Genomic DNA, 17,488 nt, shown 5'->3' with positions numbered 1-17,488 from the left:
GGCCCATCTTCATCGCCAAAGCTTCGGAGCCTTACGGCGCGCCGAACTTCACCACCGAAAACACCACATTGTCCTGATCAGGATGGTTCAACTTTGTCAAAGCCCCCATCAGGTTTTGCGCGATAGCAGCGCTGTGCTTTTCGCAATCTTGTGTGACAACATCCAAAATTTCATCATTGCGTAGAAATTGAAGGCCATCGGAGGCGACGATCAGAATATCGTCGGCACAAAGTATCATCGGATTAGCGGGGCAATCCAATTTGGCAATATCCCCGCCATAAACGACAGATATAAGCGTGTTCCGGTCGGGATGACAGCGCGCGGCTTCGGGGTCCAGCATTCCCAGTTTCGCCATCATATCTATCTGAGGCGCCATCGAGTGATCCTCATTCAGCTGCATCAGCTTTTGGTCACGCCAGAGATAGAGCGGCGAGTCCCCAATCGAAAGCCAAAACACACGATCTTGGATGCAGACCAGCGCAACCAAAGTCGCCCCCATGCCTTTGGTTTTGTGCTCTTTGATGCTGGCAAGGTGAACTTGGCTATTTGCCTCTTGGGTCGCGCGATGAAGGAAATCTGTGACCTCAGCATTCGATGACTCACAGCTCAGGCCGGCGGATCTCCAGCAGTTCATCACCGCATGGACGATGAGGTTCGATGCAACATCACCTGCTGCGTGCCCCCCCATACCGTCGGACAGAACAATAATTCCGAAATCGGATCCGGCCGGGATGTCGGTCAGAATGGCATCTTCCTGATAGTCACGTGCGCCCTGGTTGATCGCTGTCGCAACGTCAAACAATTCGACAGCACGTTCCCGTGCCAGATGTTTTAAGGCATTTCCAATCTGCATAAGAAATCTCTCCGAAAGTGAAAGAAGAAAACCCTTCCAAATAAATTCTGTACTTTCCTGCAGTGCTGGGGCTTCTCAATGATCTGGACCAAAACATGAAAGGCGACAATCAAAGCACCAGTGCGACCGCTACTGGCGGTTCAGGCGCCACCCTATACCACAGGTCATGAAGGCATCAGGGATTGAGCGGCAGATCCACAGCCTGCAATTCTCCATCACGGGCAATTGTCAGCTGCGCAAGTTCCACACCATTTTTGGTCAGTTCCTCAAATACGCGCGCAATGTCGTTTTCACCTTCAACCGCGATTTGCGAAGCGGCTTCGGACACAACAATGTCGCCGACGCGGACAGGCACGACGGATGATGGTGCGCGCAGAACCTTGGTGATCCACTTCCCATTTCCCTGACTGACGGTAATGAACTGAGTGCCATTGGCCAGTTCGACCACATGTCCGATCTGGACGTTTAAGGTCTGTTCGGTAACCGGACTGTCGGCGTCGGTTCTAATCCGCAAGTCCACAGATATTTGACCGCTATCCGATGCGGTCTGACTGGACTGGATCGCACGAATAATTGAGGCGTCATCCACAACCAGATTGCCATTTACCACATAAATGATTGTTCCGGATTTCAGCCATTCCGTTGCCGCTTGATCAAGATCAGAGCGCACAAGGGTGACCATGGAAAAGCTGCCCTGTGGCTGCGCTGTTGTGACAGTCGTGAAAGGCAAATCAACGGCGGGGCCGGTCCAACTGATCCAATTTACGCCGGGCGAAGCCGGGGCCGGAGTTTCAACTTCCGCCACGGGCTCGACAGCGGCAGGCGTGGCCTCGACCACCGTCGCAACCACAGTTTCTTTGGCCTGTTCGGCGACTACTGGCGCATTGGTTTCAGCGACCATCGTTTCACCCTGCCCGGATTCTCCACCCTGACTGAAATAATAGCCGGCGCCTCCGACCAGTCCGACGGCGATAAGCGCGACCAGGGCAATGGGACCTGACCGACCACGCGATGGCTTCTTGTTGACTGAAACCGTATCGTTGAATTCGACAGCAGATTCCAAAACGGGCTTTGCTTCGATCGGCATCTTTTCTTCCATCGCGTCCTGCCATTCCTGCACGGACTTGAATCTGTCTTCGGGTGGGATGCTGAGAGCGCGGTCTATCGCCCTGAGGAAAGCGGGGCGATAACCTTCTACGGCGCCTTCTAGTGGATCGTAACAATCCGTACCCTTCTGGGCCAAGGCAGCAAGACGGGTTTGGCTATCCTGCGGAGCGGACCCTTTGATGACATGGTAAAACGTAGCTGCCAAAGCATAAAGGTCGCTGGATTGATCCTGCTCACCGCCCTGTAGATAGAACTCCTGCGGTGAATACCCTTCTTTGACGACACGCAACATCGACATGGCCCGGTCGGATTTAGCTGCACTTTCGCGCGCGGCACCAAAGTCGATCACCACGGGCTCGCCATCCTTGTCGATCAAGATATTATCCGGCGAGATATCCCGGTGAAGCATGCCCTTACTGTGTATGAATCCAATCGCCTTGAGCGTGGTGCGCAGCAGGTTTTTCACTTCTTCCGGAGGTAGGATGCCGCGCTCTTCGATCGTATCCAGAAGGTCTTTGCCTTCGATGAAATCGATCGCCATATAGGCGGTTTCGTTGTCCCGGAACACCTGGTGCACACCCGCGATGTTCGGATGCACAAGCTTCGACTGATTGCGCGCTTCTGTTTCGAACGACCTGACAAGTGCCTCATAGGAAGACGTATGAGACTGTGAACGGGGACGAACGGCCGTTTGGCTCCGTCTGCAGATTGCCTCGGGAAAGCACTCTTTAATCACGACCGTGCGCTCAAGGCTGTCTTTGGCCAAGTAGGTGATGCCAAAACCGCCGCTGTTGAGAAATCGAATAATCGTGTATTGGCCGGCCAATAGCCGGGTGCCCGGAGCGAGTTCGTCCGGGAAATGTTCGTTTGAGTGGACTGGTTGTACCATTGGAAATATTTACCCTACCTTGGTCAGCTGGTTCCGGTGCCGGCCGATTGTTGCTCACAAAATCTGTACAAAAGTGGTGTCAGGAACCTGGGGATGATGCTTTACTCTCCCCATGCGGTTACTTCGGCATCGGGCCCTTCTAGTTCGCTCCAAACTTCGACACGGCGGTTTTTGGCACGGCCAATCGAGTTGGTGTTGCACGCGACCGGGGCCATTTCCCCGTAACCACGTACCTCGACCAAAGTGCCATTTGGTTCGATGGTTTTGTTCAGCTCTTGAAGCACCTTTTTGGCGCGCGCCAACGAAAGCTGACGGTTTTTGCCAAAGCTGCCGCCGGCATCGGCAAAACCGGCCAAAACGATTTTATAGGGTTCGACATCCCGGATATATTCAGCAATTCGGGCGATATCCCGCTTCGCCTTGTTGTCCAGGCTGGACGAGCTGGGCGCAAAACGGAACGTCGTTGAAAGGCGCCTGGTCGCTAATTTTTCCGCAACATAGGACCGTATCTCAGCCGAATTTGCCGAAGCCGCCATGGCTTCGATGCTCGCCTTCAGCTGTTCGAACTTTGCATCCTCTTCCTGTTCGACAACAGACAAGCTTGTGACCCCGGACTTTGAAACCAGCCCGTCAATTTCAGGACTATCCAAAAAGGACACCAAGGCTGTGGTAAAGCTTCCGGAATCGCGACCGTTATAGGCGGTCACCCGATTTTGTAGCCCATATTCTTCGGTTTTCATCGAAAACTGGTTTGGCAGATGGACAATGCCACATTCGCTGAGCAGAGGCACCGCCCTCGCATCGCGGATCGTAGAATACCGCATGACACCAAAGCCATACCGGTCGGATTCGATTGCACGGGAAAGTGCGCGATCAGAATTTACGATTTCGGCACCGGGGGACAACTCACGCCCAAATGGTGACAGGATCAAACCCTCAATTCGGTGAAACGCCCCAGAGGATTTGGGCAGCGAGTAGACGTTGATATTTTGATCTGGCCCGCCGAGCTGTTTCCAGTTGGTAATTTCACCGGACAATATCTGCGAAATCTGATCAACCGTCAGAGCCTTCGTGCCATTTGCAGGATTGACCGAAGCCGTATAGCCATCAACCGCCAGCACATGCTCTTGCTGCAAAGCTGTAAGATCGCCAAGACCACTCTTCCTGGCCTTTCGATACATTTCAGCTGAAACCGGCTCCTCGCTGATAATCAAATCGCTCTGACCGGCAATGAGAGACTCGAACAAGTCCTGCCCGGTCGCTTCTTTGACAAGGATATTGTGAACTGGTTCAGCCGAGTCATCGGTGATCAGGATATCAAAGGCCTTTCGTCCTTCGATCGTCGAAACCTTGCCGGCATCTGTGTCAAATCCGTGCTGCTCTCCCAATGGTACACCCTGCAGATCAAAGGTGTCCGAGAACAGTTCCCGCTCGGAGGCAAACCCATCTACGACAAGAGGAAGGAGGATATCCGCCAGACCTCCTGCGCCAGAAACCACCATGTCGGTATCCGAAGGCAAACTTTTCGGGCAGCCTGAACCCTGACAAAGAAATTCAGACGCGTTCAGAGAAAGCACACCAACATTGGAACGGACAATGAATTTCCCTGGCTGGATATCTACCAGCTCACCTGTCACCGACCTGGACCCGTTTTTCGCGGTCAGCGTGACATCCTGCGCATGCCCCAAAGAAGCAATGACCACAAAGCCTGCTGCAGCTGCGTATTTGGACAAACTCATCATACTCGTCTAAAACCCCGGATAAATTTTAACGCGTGACGCGGAAGCCGCAGCACAATGGCCGCGGCTTCCAATCATGTGATTATTCTTTGATCCACACTTCAACACGGCGGTTGATTGCGCGGCCACGCGGGCTGTCATTGCAGGCCACGGGTTCCAGCTCGCCGTATCCGGATGCCTTCAGCGTTATGCCTTCAAGCTCGCCACCCGTTGCCACTTCGATCAGATGATCCAATGCGGCTTCGGCGCGCTCCTGCGAAATCAGCAGGTTCGAGTCAAAGGGGCCTTTGTTATCTGTAAACCCAACGATAACGACCTCGGTTGGTTTGCTCTCACCCAGGTATTTGATCATCCGTGCCAAATCCCGCTCGGCCTTGTTGTCAAAACGCTTAGAGCCGGGCGCAAAACGGAACGTTGTCGAAAGACGATCATGGGTATTCATGTTTTTCAGAAGGCTCTCGACCAGTTCGGCCTCGTATTCATTTTCACCTTCTTCAAGCTCGGCCGCCAGCCGTTCAGAAGCTCGCTCCTGACTGTCCGCTGTGATCGACAGGTCGATATATCCAGCCTTTGCAACCAGTCCATCCAGCCCGTCAGTGTCCAGAAAATCAACCAATTCACGCGCATAGCCGTCGATATCCGCGCGGTTGTAGACCACAACCCGTTCCTGCAGATAGTATTCTTCGGTCTTGAGGTTAAAGGTGCTCGGGTCCTGAATGATCCCGCAGGTTGTGCGCAGCGGAACAGCGCGCGCCGAGCGCTTGGCCGCATAGTTCACGATACCAAAGCCAGCGACATCTTCCATGATCGCGGTCGTCAATTCGGTTCTGTCATGGACGATACTGGATTCAGTTGTCAGAGATTTGTCCGACTTTTTGAACAGAAGCTTTTCAATGTGGTGATAAGCCTCGGTGTCAGGGTCGAAGGAATACACGTGAATGGGCGCATCGGACCCGCCAACCTCGGACCAGTTTGTAATGTCGCCGGACATGATATCGCGCGCCTGCTTAACGCTCAGATCAGGGATCTGGTTCAAAGGGTTCACGATCATCGCAAATCCGTCCACGGCAATGACGCGTTCCTGATCGAAATCGCGCAGATTTCCACCACCGCCTTCGGATACGATTGAACGATCCGCTTTACCGGCCGGTGTTTCCGAGAAGATGATCGACGCGTCTTTCTTGGCCATCCGCTCGAACAAGCGCGCACCATTCGCCGTATGAATGCCGAACGTGGCAACGTCGTCGCCTTCCAGATCGTTCAGCACCAAGGCAAAGTCATGTTCTTCGCCAAACTTGTGGTCGCCCACATCGACAGTCTCGGTATCAACCGGTTCACCGTTTTCGTCATACAGCTGGGCTTCGGCTTCCAACGCGACCGCGGCATAGCCCTCGGCAATAATCGGAACCAGAACTTCGGCGATTTCGTCCGGTGCGGAAATCTCAAGATCATAGACGTATGTCTGTTCGGTCGGACAGGCTTCGCCCTCACAGGTCACAAGATCCTGGTTGATCACAAACTCGCCAATATCGGTTTCGACCAGATATTTCCCGTCTTTCGACGACAAAAGATTGCCAATAACATCGATATTGCTGTCTTTTCCGACCAGACGCACCTCTTGCGCGAGTGAGCCTGTGGTGATACAACCTGTGATTACAGAGGCGGCGAACAGCCGCTGGAATGTCGAATTTAACATCTTAACTCCTCGAGTTAGCACTCATTTGGTGTTTTTTTGATGCATGTTTTTGTGCATCAAAAGACGCGAATGTGGCTGCACTGCGGTTTGTGGATATGCGTTGCAGAGGTGAATGAGCCAAATCGCGCGATTTACAGTTTCTCGGTGATTGCAATGCCTTGGATTGCAAATATCCCCGAACTCAGGCCCAGGCGTTGCCCAAGCCGCTGATGGTGATCAGGAATCGAGCTTGATTGCCTCTTCGTACAGAAGCGCGGCCCTTTCGGCTTCGATTTCAAGAACGTCCATCTCGGCGCAGAAATGGGTTACATCTGCGACATTCGGAACATCAACACCGTCCAGCTGTTCGACGACGGGCTGCAACTTGACCCAATGCGTCTGCACTTCGGTCAATGCTTCACGCGCAGCTTTGCTTGGCGGTTTGGCGATTGTTATCGAACTGCTACCACCTTCGATCAGCACATCCACGATCTTACCAAACTTCTTGGCGTTCTTTTTGAACTTCTCGTGGTGCTCAACAGTGTCTTTGCCTGTGGCAGCCAGAGCGATCTCTTTGCAGATTTTCTGCGTCAGCATTCGTTGGCGACCCGCAAAGTCCAGCGCAATCGCAAGCGCCAGATCAATGTCCACGTCCCCGTAAGCTTCTTCCAGCTTGCGAACAACATGGTGACAGGCCTTTTCCAGAACCTCGTCATTGTCGACAATCATATGAAGATGTTCGTCATCAACCGACCCGGCCGCGATGATTTCTTCAACTGCTGTACGATAGGGCGCCCAAAGCGTCTCTACCTCTTTCAGAGCATTGTTGACGGATACAAACCTTTCGCGATCCACACCCGAAGACCCTTTGCCTTCGCGGAACCCCAAAAGGATGTTGTCGAACTCATCATGAGCATGTTGCAGCTCTGCAAGATCTTTTTCCACCTCAGCACCGAGGCTCAAAAGCACAACGGCTTTGGCGACCTTCTCTGTGAGGAAACTCAGCTTATCCGCGGCCAGTATACGGTGTGCTACCTGACCTGCGGCCATTGCCAGTGCATTTCCCCCCACTGGCAATAATGTCGCAACTGTCGCGACTGATGCGCAGTTAACGAAGACTCGTCGATTCATTCTCATTGCAGTTAACCTTACCCCTGTTCACATTTAACCCACCACATTCGAACGTGACCTCTTCTTTCAGGTGGCAATGTGGAACGCCCAAGATCAAATTGTGTTGATTTCGGGACTTACGCCACGTCACCCAAACCGAGCCAGAACTGGTGATTCATAAGGTAGATGGGCCATTTTGTTCGACGCATACGACAGGTCAAAAACAATCCTAACCAACCGGGATCACACAAATCCTTTGTGGAATTGCACCACCGTTTTTGGGTTTGCCCAAGCTAGCAACTGAACATTTTGGTTAATCGAACTGTGACAATTATAAGTTTCGACTTCGCACCCCGTACTGCGCCTTCAGTTGCTGAACCGATCCGCGATACACGTCCAAATCAACCTCTGGGGCAATTCCGGACACTCGCTCGTTCGTAGAATGCTGCCAAAACTCCCATTGCGGCGCATTGGGTGCGGGTCTGGCTGCGTATTCTGCCAGCCAGACCGGGTAGTTCCCGAAACCCGAGGTCAGCTCGGTCTCCCAGGTGTTCAGATTGGCATATACCATCGGAACCGTTCCGAAAGCTCTCTGAACGCTGGTAAGCCATTCCAGCGCGAGGCTTCGATAGGCGGCCCCCTGTGCCGTCGGGACGCCTTCAAGATCGAGTGTAAATGGCAGGTGCAGAAGGCCGGATTTTCCAACCGGGCCTTTCGAAAGAACAGCCTGCACTGCATCGACAAAATTCGTGACCTGTGGCTTGGCCGGGTGGCTGATGTGAAGCAGGTGGTAGGCGCCGCACAGGATACCCACCTCATTCGCGCCGAGTACATTTGGCTGAAAATACGCATCCTTGATGCTGACGCTTTCGGTCGCCTTTATCAGCGCAAAAGAAACACCCGAGGCTGCGACTTGCGGCCAGTTGATATCCCGCTGATGATCACTGACATCTATTCCTTTTGCATGCGCCTTATCTGGCGCCGCTTTGGGAATCTGACCCGATGGTTTGCGAAACGACCTTACAATTCTGCCCAGCCTACATGCCATCAGATCGGCCTTTTCTATCTGTCATAACACCGCATCCAACCGACATTTGATCAGCCAATAGACCGAGATGTTGATTGCGCGGGTCTCGGTCTCGCTGGTCAGGGCCGACCCTTTAACGACGTTGCCCGAATTGGATTGGGGTGTGGGGGCGATAACCGGTTCCGGGCCTAACACTCCGTTTGAAACCGTGCTGTCGCTTTGTTCCAGCACATGTTGGTGTTGCTGGAGCGCAGACAGTTGCAGCGACCCTACCCCGTCATATTTCTGGTTCTTTTTGTCGGTTCGGTACCTCTGGTCCTGATCCTTATCGACTTTCCCGCCGGGGTCGACGCCGCGCAGAAAATAACCCTCGTAATCAGGCAGTCGAAACTCTCCGTCCTTGCCTTTACCAAACAGGTATCCGATGGCGGCAAACAATTCCGGATAGGCGGAAATCAACAGAGGTGAGCCGTCGCAAACCTTCCAGCCATAATGTTGCAGATCAGTGGTCCCGCCCGCCAGCTTTTTGGATTGTCCCAGAAGCTCCCCGGAAAAAGCGATCACCGCGCCAACCGGCATCCCCAATACCCGGCCCGGAGACGGACCCCAGCCTTGTTGCGGCTCAAGCGGTCCGCCAGGAGCATTTGGTCGGGGCGGGGTCGGAAAGCCTGGCGGTCTCATTCTGAATCCACCTGACCTGGCAGATCACTATCCGCACTCAGCATGCACATATGCGTGGGCACCTGAACCGTCCAGGATTGCGCATTGCCTTCATCGTCTTGTGTATGTTCCGATTTAATCCGGGCCACAATCTCGGCGTCTTCGGGCAAGCAAGGGGCAAGATGGTCTGCATCCGGCCAGATCCGACCGGTGCGCAGGAAATACAGGAAACTGCGCGCGTGCTTTCTGTCGACCGGTGCCAGAATGCGCACACGGTCTGCGCGCAGAAAATCTCGGAACCGCAGGTCGGGTACGGTCTCGCGCAGGGCAAGATCCGCGGGGTCGCCTGTCAGATCGCTGACTTCGTCCTCGATATCCATAAATGTGGCGATGTCGGACCACCCGACCGTTTGTTGCAGATAGTGCCGGATACGCGGCTTGGCATAATCCGGGGCCACGGCATCTTTCTCGGATCCGCTGAGGGTCAAGATTTGCTCCTGGGCCGCGGACAGGATTTCCGTCGTCACCGCCTTGTTCAGGAACGCAGGGTTCTGAGCCTCAATCGCAGCCACCTGTTGTTCCAGTTTGCGACGATATCCCTCTAGCTGCCGCGCATACGCTTCCTTGATCAGCCTATAGGTTTCGAATTGCCAATCAGAATAAGTCTGCGCCGACCGTTGGCACGTCACTTCAAGAGTTGCCGCAAAGAAACCGGTCAATTCGGATTGCAGATGCATTGGTGCAGGATCGGGAACCGGCATATCCGGCGGAGAGTTGGGCTCGGACGATTGTGTGGCTGCGGTTTGCTTGAGGCTGCACAGAATGGTGAACCCAAGCGGATGGCCTTCATCCGCCGGAGAGGTTCCGGTTCCGAACCCTTTATCCAGCTGGGCGCTCAGCACCTGCGCGCCCGAGGCTTGGCTGACAGGCAGGCGCAGTGGCTGCGGTGACTTGTCCGCATGGCCGTTTGAACCGGGCGGGGCGGATTTGTCCCCCGCTTGCTGAGGTTGCAGGGCGACCGACCCCACGATGACATGGGTTTCTGCGGGGGTTCCGACACTCATCACCGAGGCTGTTGCACTGATCGGCTCAAAGCCGCCGGGGATCAGCAGGGCGCCTTCGGCCACTGGCGTGTGGCTTTGCACCGTTTGGATGACCACATGCTGGGATGGCGGGGCCATTCGGGTCTCTTCCACGCCAAATTCCTGAAACGCATCGAGATAAAAGATCTTGCCATCGTCTGTCTTGCCAGCCTCGTCGGTCAAATCCTGAAACCCGCTTATCCCAAACTCACCTGGAGATTTCGGTGGACGCAGATCAAGCTGCCAGGACCGGCGAATATGCCGGACAAGATTCTCACCCGGGCTGGGAACCATGATCTCAAAAATCAAAACCTCGCCCAGACTTTTCGTGCGCAAGCGAAAGCTTCTGTTCACCCAACGATAGATGCCGCGGATATCCGTGCCGTTCCGCCGATTGTCAAAGCGCGTCACATCCGAGTATTCGGTTTCTTCAACTTCGGATAGCTCGCGCGTATGGCGCATTTCGCGTGACAGGTTTCGCACCGTTTTCTCGACGATGTCGCGAGCAAATTTCAGGTCGTTCTTCGCGAAGCCTCCGGCTGGCTGCTCTTGCACCCACCAATTCCCGGTAACACTCATCTTATTGCCATCTGTCGGCATTCCGTACTGGGTGTCGTAAGAGTTGACATGCGTGGTCGAGACATGGTCGGCCAACGTCTTTTGCACCTGATTGATCAGGTCCGAAACCGAGGTATCCTCGTCCCGCCGGGCAATTTTAGTGGTCACATCGGAATGTGCCTCATGGCTTTCGCGGCGCTGCAACCTCCGGTTTCGCGTCTCGCGCATTTCACCCCGCAGGACATTTTCGATACGCTGCACGTCGCCCAATTCATACCCAAGCGGCTGATACCGGATCGAACGGGCAAGCCCGTATGAATAGGCGCGCACCCAGCCGGGCTTTGTCAGTTTCAAAGGGATCTGATGATCTGTATCCTTTGCTGCAACCGGCGCAGGTTTTTTCGGCTCGAATATGGAGCCAGGCAAAACCAGCGTCGCATGCATCCAAGCTTTGATCTGTTGCCCGGTGACCGGATCGGTCATCAAACTGGCCTGCCCTCCTTCGGTTGCAGCCAGCGCACGGGTCAGAACGTGATGGGTAGTCAACACCTGAATCAGAACTGCAAGTTCGTCTTTTTGCCAGCCAGCCAGAAGGTTCAGCGCAATAATGCTTTCCCAGATGCGGGCCAGTTCCTTTTGCGCATCCGGTGCATTTGCCAGAACCTTGAATGCGGCCCATCCGCCCAGACGGGCCTTGATCAGATCTGTGATCTGGGCCAGCGAAAATTCCGGCAGCTCTCGCAGAGCCGGCCACAGTTCAGGGTAAGAACTGAATGGCGGGCCAAGCGTTTCAATCGAGGAGATGTACCCTTTGGGTTTGTTCGGTTCAGCCGCAGGCTGAGCCTTGCCGGATTGCCCCGCATCCGATGCCGGATTGGGCGAACTATCCCCACCTGGTGTTTTGTCGGTGTTCGAGCTTGGATCCACGTAAGTAACCGCCAAAGCCTCCTGCCCTGACCTGTCCCGGGATTTTGAAACAAGGCTTTGCAGGAACACGCTGTTCACCAGGATCTTTTGCGGAACCTCCATGAAACCCGCATCCAGCGCGCCCGGCGCTATCGACGGCCAGTGTTTCATATAGATGAAGGGGAACAGCTCATCCCAGCGCAGGTTGGCCCCTTGGGTGATCGGGCTCAGCCCTTCGGAATCTGGATCATCGCTGAAGGGATCACTGCCATCTCCGGCGTGATTGTGGCTTGGCTGATCTGGGTCATGCCCGTCATGTCCGCCTGAACCGTTTTGCCCGGTGCCAGAGTTCCCGCCATCATCGGCCCCGCCCCCTGCCCCGGAATCGGGCGATGGAATATGGCTTGGCTTGCCAAATTCAGACATGAAACCCTGAAAGCGCCAGACACGACCGGTCTCGGGTTCTTGCAGAGCCAATGCCCCAAGGACCTGCTGAGACAACGGTGTACTCAACCCGCTTTGCCAGGTCAGGGTACCGGTCAACCGCTCACCGGTTTCGAACAGCACATTCAGCCGCGTTCTCTCCTTGTACCTCAGAACAGGGCCGCGCACGGCCTTGCCCGGTGTCTTGGTGAAAAAGAACTGGACGGTCACGAATTCCGGGGGATCGGCACCATGCGGATGGGTTTCGAAATTGGCCACCAACTGGTTACGCAGATCCTCGAACGGCGCATCCATCCAAATGAGTTTGGGGTCCTGGCTGGTCATGCCCGTTAAGCGTCTTCCACCGCCAACACGACCTCAAGCTCGCTGATCGCCTGCAGTGAACCCTTGGTCAGCTTGCTGGATTTCAGGCCACTGATTTCCAGACGCTCGATGTCGAGTTGCCAGACATCAACACCGGTATGGATATTGTCAAAGGGCGCGTGCGGAAAGAATGCCTCGATCTCGGTGTATTCATATAGGTTGTCCTGAATCACGGCCAACATCGCCGCGCGAGCCTCGGCCAACACCTCAACCATATAGTCGCGAATGCGGTCTAGATCCGCGTCGGACACTTCGGCGAAATAAACCGCGGATCGCGTGCCATCTTCGTCGAAACGGGTCACGACTTCGGTCGCCGGGGCGAGCAATATCTCATGCTCACCCTCGATTGAAACAGGCCCCTTGTCTGCCGCTTCTGGGGGAAGAAACTCGATCAGCGCACCGCAACAATCAATCAGAATTTGCTGCCCGGCTTCGGCAATGAAATTATCATCCTCCCAAAGCTCAATCGCGATTTCAGGATCAACCTGAGCAAATGGCAGAGCATAGCGCCCGCCGCCCTGCAGTTTCTGACCTTCGGGGAAAATTTGACCCCCATTTCCGCGCTGGAAAAAGGTCAAGATAGGTCGACGAAACATCAGAAACCGACCAGAGCGGGTATGTACGAGTGCATAAACCTGAAAGGCCATGTGTCTTCTCCTCCGATATGTTAATTCGGGCTGTTGGTGACTTAGTCCAAACCCAATACGCGACGGACGCGGCTCAGCTCGCGGTCATGAACAGTCAGGGCATCCAGAAACAGAGAGACCGCAACCCGGTTATCCGCAGAATAATGCCCGCCCAGTACATGCTCCAGCGCAGCCGGGCAGTGGTCATAGGCACCCGCGATATTTTCGACGCTCAGCGCGCGCATCCCAGTACGCAGAACCTTGTCGCAATAGGCAGCAAAGCTGGCGTTCAGGTCGTTGATCACGATCCGCTCGGTTTTAGGTGAGGTCGACGGCTTGTACGGCTCGTAAAGTGGCACCCAGCTTTCGGCGCGCCCCAGATGGGTCGAGGTGGGCGGATAGCCATTGGCGGTCATGAACATCGTACAGCCAAAACACGAGGCCAGCTTGGTGGTACAGTCACCAACCGTAATTTCATAAGGCGTGCAATGCGGGCCCAGATGATAGGCCTTGTAGATCGCCTGGATCATGCCATGGGTATAACCCTTAACGCCTTCGTCCCCGCTTTCATCGACGAAATTCATACCCTGATCAAAGCGCATGATATTGGTGATCTGGTCCGACCGGTTTGTCGCCCCGTGGTCGGGTTCCCCTTCCTTCGGAGCATCCTGCGCCAGATCGCCGCCAATGATGCCCCAACCAACGCAGTCATGGTCATGGGTATCGCGACGAACGCGCGGGTTCCACAGGGCAGAATCCTCGGGCGGCAACCACCGAGGGTACCATCCCTCGAAAATATTGTCGTCATGATCGCCCGCATCCAGATCAGGGATATGGAACCGCGCGCTTGGCATCGGACCGACCGGATCGGTGTCGCCTTCGACATTTCCGTTATCGACAAACCCGGTATAGGCCCCCAGCCCGATATACTGATAAGCGGGGTCGCGATCCCTTTGCTTGATCTCATCATATAGCACCTGCCCCTTGTCACTGAGGTGGTGTTCGGGGTGGCGGATATCGCCCTCGGTCGGAGGCTCATGCCCGGCCAAACCATAAACCCCAACGATCACAGCGCCGGTTTTATGATCGACGGCCGTCCCTGCCCTGACCGAATGGCCCTGCATGTCGATTTCCAAAGCGGCCAGCTGTCCGATTTTCTGGGCGGCTTGCTGAAGCTGATCCCATTCGCGGGACCATTTGTCGGGCCTGGGCATCTCGTCAGAAGGTTCCATTGAAAACTGCACATCGACATTGGCGCGGATCTGTTCGATCGAATGACCTACGATGGCGGCGGCAACAATATAGTCCGCCTCAAGCTTGGGATCGGCACCGCCGTCGGTCAGAATTCCGGATGTACGTCTGTAAGCCATCAATTCACTCCTCCAAAGTTTCGCCCGCTTTGGGCGTCATGAATATTGAATGTCGTAACCAACAAAATTGATCGGATCGGAATTCGGACCCGGCGTGCCGCCATACATGGCGACGCGCATTGCCTGGACCTGGTGCAGATCAAAACTGGCCACACCCGGACCTATTTCCCGGCGGTCGATCCGAAAACCCTGCCGCGTTGTCATATCGGCCGCAAAGTTCAGCCGGTCCGGAGCCCGGAGCACGCATTCTCCCTGCAAAGGCAGGCGGGTTTCGGTCAGGGGAAAGCCGCAGCGCACGACCTGCACCTTGTGCAACCGATGCCCTTTTGGAACCGTGATGGTCAGGTCAATCCCGTCGCCTTTGCGCCGGGGTTCGATCGTTGCCTCGCCACAGACAACTTTGCGATCCACCAGAACATCGGGCGAGATATTGCCCTCGCGGGTGACGAACCTGACCGACAGGGTCAGGTCAATCTGAAAGCTTCGGTACCAGCGATACGGGCATTGCAGAACAACCTGCCAGGTTAACGGCCTAATGTGCTGGTCGTGATCCAAACAGTCCCAGAACAGGCCAACCCTGCGCACATTGGGGTTTAATGATCGGTTCTCAAATACGAGTTGGGTTGTCATCGCGCCACCCTGACGAATCTGTGTTATGAACTCGACGGCGGCGGCGACAGCCTCATGATAAAACCAAGCTGTTGAAACCCCGGCTCCAGGCCGGATTTCAGACGCAACCTCAAGAACTTTCCATCCGGCTCGCCACTGATTTTGACGTGGCCGACCACTGTGAAATCTGTTTTGCCCTTATCGCCCTTGGACGTTGACGCCTTGGTATCACTGCTGGACTTGGGTTTGACCGGTTTGGGAACTTCAACCCAGCCATCACTGACCGCAAGAGCCTGAATTTTGGATGAAACCCCGTCCTTGGAATATGTGAAATCCGTGAAGGTGACGGCCACGTCCTCAAATTTCCCGGCATCGTCCACCTTGTACTGGACCGAAATCTGAAGCCCGTTATAGGGGGGCTTGTTGCGCCCGGTCTTATGGAAATCGCCAGATTGCCAAACCTGTTTGATGGGCTTCAAACTGTCTTTCTTGTCCGCGTCATCCTTGGGTTTCGAATCCGGCTTTTTGGGATTCGCGGGCTTTACCGGCGTCGGGGTATCAGCGGCAGCCTTCTGATCGCTGTCTTCGTCGCCCTTAGACCGTTTGCGTTTTAGGGCGATTGTTGTGTCGGCAGTTTTGGTCATGACACACCTCCTCTTTCCATAGCTCCGTCAAGCGGTGTGCATCCTGCGGCTAGTAATCCGCCGCAGGGCGCGTTTACGCATTGATGTTTGCCAGCTGGAAATCAAAGGGGGTAGAGTTTTTGCCAGGCCCGCCGCCCGACATCACGATATCAGCGCTTTGGATGCCGAACAGATTGATCTCGGTGTTGATCTGACTGATGATCGCCGAGTCCATGACCTGGCCCTCTTCGATCTGCGACACCACGCCGATATAGATGGTCGGGTGGAACTGAAAGACGCCCTTCTGCCCCGGCGCAAGGTTGGTCTTGGCGGCCAGAAGTTTGCCTTCGCGATAGATATTCGCGTTGATCGATCCCATGGTCAGATTGTTGCGCAGCTCGACCTCATTCGGCGACGTTGCCGGGGTTTTGGCCAGGCGCAAGATATCCCCGCTGGTGTCTTTGACCATTTCATAGGCCTGACCGTCATAGGCCGTCATCTGCGGCGTATAGTTCCCATAGCTGTCCGAGGCCGAAACCTGAAACTTCAGCGGGTATTTGAAGGGGTGATAATCCAGCCGCCCCAGGTTTTTGATGACTTTCCACGCGATAGCGAGTTCGCCGAAATCTTCGGCCACGTTTTGCTGGAAAATAACGATCGATGAATTATTGGCATCATCCGAGTGATTGACCAATCTGAGTTGAATATTTTCGGTAACCAATTTCAGATTCCTTCCATTAGCGGTTCTTGTCGAGAACGACGAAATCGTGAATCAATGCTAGCTGAGAACTCTGTAATTCGATCTTTGCAGGAATCATCATTTCCTTTGATCTTTGCACTGTTAGACCCCTGCCCGCGGTAACCGGTGCACACTTTGGCCAGCCTCGCGCGCGCAGGAGCATGCTCATCCAGGACGTGTTTTGGGTGATGCTTAGTTCATCGAATTGCGATAGCGCCGATACTCCGACGGCGAGACGTCGAATTCCCGTTTGAACGCGGTCGAAAAGTTATTCGCATCCTCGTAGCCAACCTTGAAGGCGATGTCCTGAATGCTGTGCTGCCCCTCAAGAACCAGGGCCGCTGCATAGTTCAACCTGTAGCGCCGAAACCAAGCCATGGGGCCAACACCGAACTCTTCCTTGAACCGCTTGGACAAGGTGTTCCGGTTTGACCCGACCACTTGCGCCAAGGCGTCAATGCCGCCGGCAAATTCGGGCTCGGTAGAAAGGAAATTACAAGCAGCATTGACCAACGTATCTTTTGAAAAGTACTCGGCAGAGACATCCTGTTTCATCAATGCTTGCGCCGCACTGAATCTGTGCTGGATTTCGCTGGTGACAAATGGATAGGCAATATAGTCGCTGTATCCTTGCGAATATACTTCGGCACGTGCCGTCGACAAACCCAGGTTGATCAGTGCAAAACTGTGCTGGCGCTTATGCGACCCGGCAGGTTTTGGGGCATTGGCCGGCACAAAACGCTTCAGGCACTGACGTACAACGATTGTTTTTTCATGGTAAGAAATGCCTGTGCTTTCTGCATCGTTCGACACGCGGTATCCCATAGACCTTTCAACTATGCTGCGAAATTCGGACAAAAGGCGCGGTGTAAACTCCAAGCAGATCACTCGGTCACGATCATAAGGACTATGCATAAAATTCCCCATCCAAAAAACTTCTGAAAATTTTGTAGGGCGCCACGCAGAGTGCGACCTCTGCTGATCTGAAAAATCAACTTGAGTCGCTGTGCCGCCACCACAACTTTCGATTGAGTACAAAAGGTCTGGGAACTTCTGTTAACTTATTCACATATTGCATTATTAGACCAATCCAATACGGCATTAACCA

The 17,488-nt window shown here is 54.5% G+C and carries 14 protein-coding genes; all 14 read right to left on the bottom strand.

Annotated features, from left to right (window positions below; all coding sequences use genetic code 11):
• Window positions 1-31 precede the first annotated feature (31 nt).
• On the bottom strand, window positions 32-853 hold the full coding sequence (locus AC2FLE_RS11815; RefSeq protein ID WP_496697226.1) for a PP2C family protein-serine/threonine phosphatase: 822 nt from the start codon (window positions 851-853) through the stop codon (window positions 32-34).
• 175 nt (window positions 854-1,028) lie between these two features.
• Window positions 1,029-2,849: a serine/threonine protein kinase gene (locus AC2FLE_RS11810; RefSeq protein ID WP_496697224.1), complete on the bottom strand. Its 1,821-nt coding sequence runs from the start codon at window positions 2,847-2,849 to the stop codon at window positions 1,029-1,031.
• Window positions 2,850-2,950: 101 nt separating this feature from the next.
• The gene (locus AC2FLE_RS11805) at window positions 2,951-4,588 is read right to left on the bottom strand and encodes a phosphate ABC transporter substrate-binding/OmpA family protein (RefSeq protein ID WP_496697223.1); all 1,638 of its coding nucleotides are present in this window, start codon (window positions 4,586-4,588) and stop codon (window positions 2,951-2,953) included.
• An 82-nt stretch (window positions 4,589-4,670) separates the two neighbouring features.
• Window positions 4,671-6,284 (bottom strand): phosphate ABC transporter substrate-binding/OmpA family protein, encoded by a 1,614-nt coding sequence (locus tag AC2FLE_RS11800; RefSeq protein WP_496697221.1) that lies wholly within the window; start codon window positions 6,282-6,284, stop codon window positions 4,671-4,673.
• 216 nt (window positions 6,285-6,500) lie between these two features.
• The gene (locus tag AC2FLE_RS11795; RefSeq protein ID WP_496697220.1) at window positions 6,501-7,400 is read right to left on the bottom strand and encodes a type IV pili methyl-accepting chemotaxis transducer N-terminal domain-containing protein; all 900 of its coding nucleotides are present in this window, start codon (window positions 7,398-7,400) and stop codon (window positions 6,501-6,503) included.
• 304 nt (window positions 7,401-7,704) lie between these two features.
• The gene (locus tag AC2FLE_RS11790) at window positions 7,705-8,421 is read right to left on the bottom strand and encodes a glycoside hydrolase family 25 protein (RefSeq protein WP_496697218.1); all 717 of its coding nucleotides are present in this window, start codon (window positions 8,419-8,421) and stop codon (window positions 7,705-7,707) included.
• 21 nt (window positions 8,422-8,442) lie between these two features.
• Entirely contained in the window at window positions 8,443-9,081 is a 639-nt protein-coding gene (locus tag AC2FLE_RS11785; protein WP_496697216.1) for a tail fiber protein, read from the bottom strand.
• Window positions 9,078-12,374, bottom strand: a complete 3,297-nt coding sequence (locus tag AC2FLE_RS11780) for a hypothetical protein (RefSeq protein WP_496697214.1) — start codon at window positions 12,372-12,374, stop codon at window positions 9,078-9,080. Before AC2FLE_RS11780 ends, AC2FLE_RS11785 begins: the two co-directional genes overlap by 4 nt.
• Before the next feature lie 5 nt (window positions 12,375-12,379).
• Entirely contained in the window at window positions 12,380-13,060 is a 681-nt protein-coding gene (locus tag AC2FLE_RS11775) for a hypothetical protein (RefSeq protein ID WP_496697212.1), read from the bottom strand.
• Between the two features lie 41 nt (window positions 13,061-13,101).
• Complete coding sequence (locus AC2FLE_RS11770; protein ID WP_496697210.1) at window positions 13,102-14,409, bottom strand: hypothetical protein; 1,308 nt, start codon at window positions 14,407-14,409, stop codon at window positions 13,102-13,104.
• Between the two features lie 36 nt (window positions 14,410-14,445).
• Window positions 14,446-15,039 (bottom strand): hypothetical protein, encoded by a 594-nt coding sequence (locus AC2FLE_RS11765; protein WP_282021701.1) that lies wholly within the window; start codon window positions 15,037-15,039, stop codon window positions 14,446-14,448.
• 23 nt (window positions 15,040-15,062) lie between these two features.
• Window positions 15,063-15,662, bottom strand: coding sequence for a hypothetical protein (locus AC2FLE_RS11760; RefSeq protein WP_282021702.1), 600 nt, complete (start codon window positions 15,660-15,662; stop codon window positions 15,063-15,065).
• 73 nt (window positions 15,663-15,735) lie between these two features.
• Window positions 15,736-16,362 (bottom strand): hypothetical protein, encoded by a 627-nt coding sequence (locus tag AC2FLE_RS11755; RefSeq protein WP_142640307.1) that lies wholly within the window; start codon window positions 16,360-16,362, stop codon window positions 15,736-15,738.
• Window positions 16,363-16,572: 210 nt separating this feature from the next.
• On the bottom strand, window positions 16,573-17,418 hold the full coding sequence (locus AC2FLE_RS11750; RefSeq protein ID WP_496697207.1) for a helix-turn-helix transcriptional regulator: 846 nt from the start codon (window positions 17,416-17,418) through the stop codon (window positions 16,573-16,575).
• Window positions 17,419-17,488: the final 70 nt, after the last annotated feature.

It is taken from the genome of Ruegeria sp. CDSA077 (assembly GCF_059612265.1).
This window is presented reverse-complemented; position numbering and strand designations above follow the sequence as displayed.

Excerpts from the sequence above, each read along its gene's own strand:
- AC2FLE_RS11815 (WP_496697226.1), bottom strand. The coding sequence starts at position 853 with ATGCAGATTGGAAATGCCTTAAAACATCTGGCACGGGAACGTGCTGTC.
- AC2FLE_RS11810 (WP_496697224.1), bottom strand. The coding sequence starts at position 2,849 with ATGGTACAACCAGTCCACTCAAACGAACATTTCCCGGACGAACTCGCT.
- AC2FLE_RS11805 (WP_496697223.1), bottom strand. The coding sequence starts at position 4,588 with ATGAGTTTGTCCAAATACGCAGCTGCAGCAGGCTTTGTGGTCATTGCT.
- AC2FLE_RS11800 (WP_496697221.1), bottom strand. The coding sequence starts at position 6,284 with ATGTTAAATTCGACATTCCAGCGGCTGTTCGCCGCCTCTGTAATCACA.
- AC2FLE_RS11795 (WP_496697220.1), bottom strand. The coding sequence starts at position 7,400 with ATGAGAATGAATCGACGAGTCTTCGTTAACTGCGCATCAGTCGCGACA.
- AC2FLE_RS11790 (WP_496697218.1), bottom strand. The coding sequence starts at position 8,421 with ATGGCATGTAGGCTGGGCAGAATTGTAAGGTCGTTTCGCAAACCATCG.
- AC2FLE_RS11785 (WP_496697216.1), bottom strand. The coding sequence starts at position 9,081 with ATGAGACCGCCAGGCTTTCCGACCCCGCCCCGACCAAATGCTCCTGGC.
- AC2FLE_RS11780 (WP_496697214.1), bottom strand. The coding sequence starts at position 12,374 with ATGACCAGCCAGGACCCCAAACTCATTTGGATGGATGCGCCGTTCGAG.
- AC2FLE_RS11775 (WP_496697212.1), bottom strand. The coding sequence starts at position 13,060 with ATGGCCTTTCAGGTTTATGCACTCGTACATACCCGCTCTGGTCGGTTT.
- AC2FLE_RS11770 (WP_496697210.1), bottom strand. The coding sequence starts at position 14,409 with ATGGCTTACAGACGTACATCCGGAATTCTGACCGACGGCGGTGCCGAT.
- AC2FLE_RS11765 (WP_282021701.1), bottom strand. The coding sequence starts at position 15,039 with ATGACAACCCAACTCGTATTTGAGAACCGATCATTAAACCCCAATGTG.
- AC2FLE_RS11760 (WP_282021702.1), bottom strand. The coding sequence starts at position 15,662 with ATGACCAAAACTGCCGACACAACAATCGCCCTAAAACGCAAACGGTCT.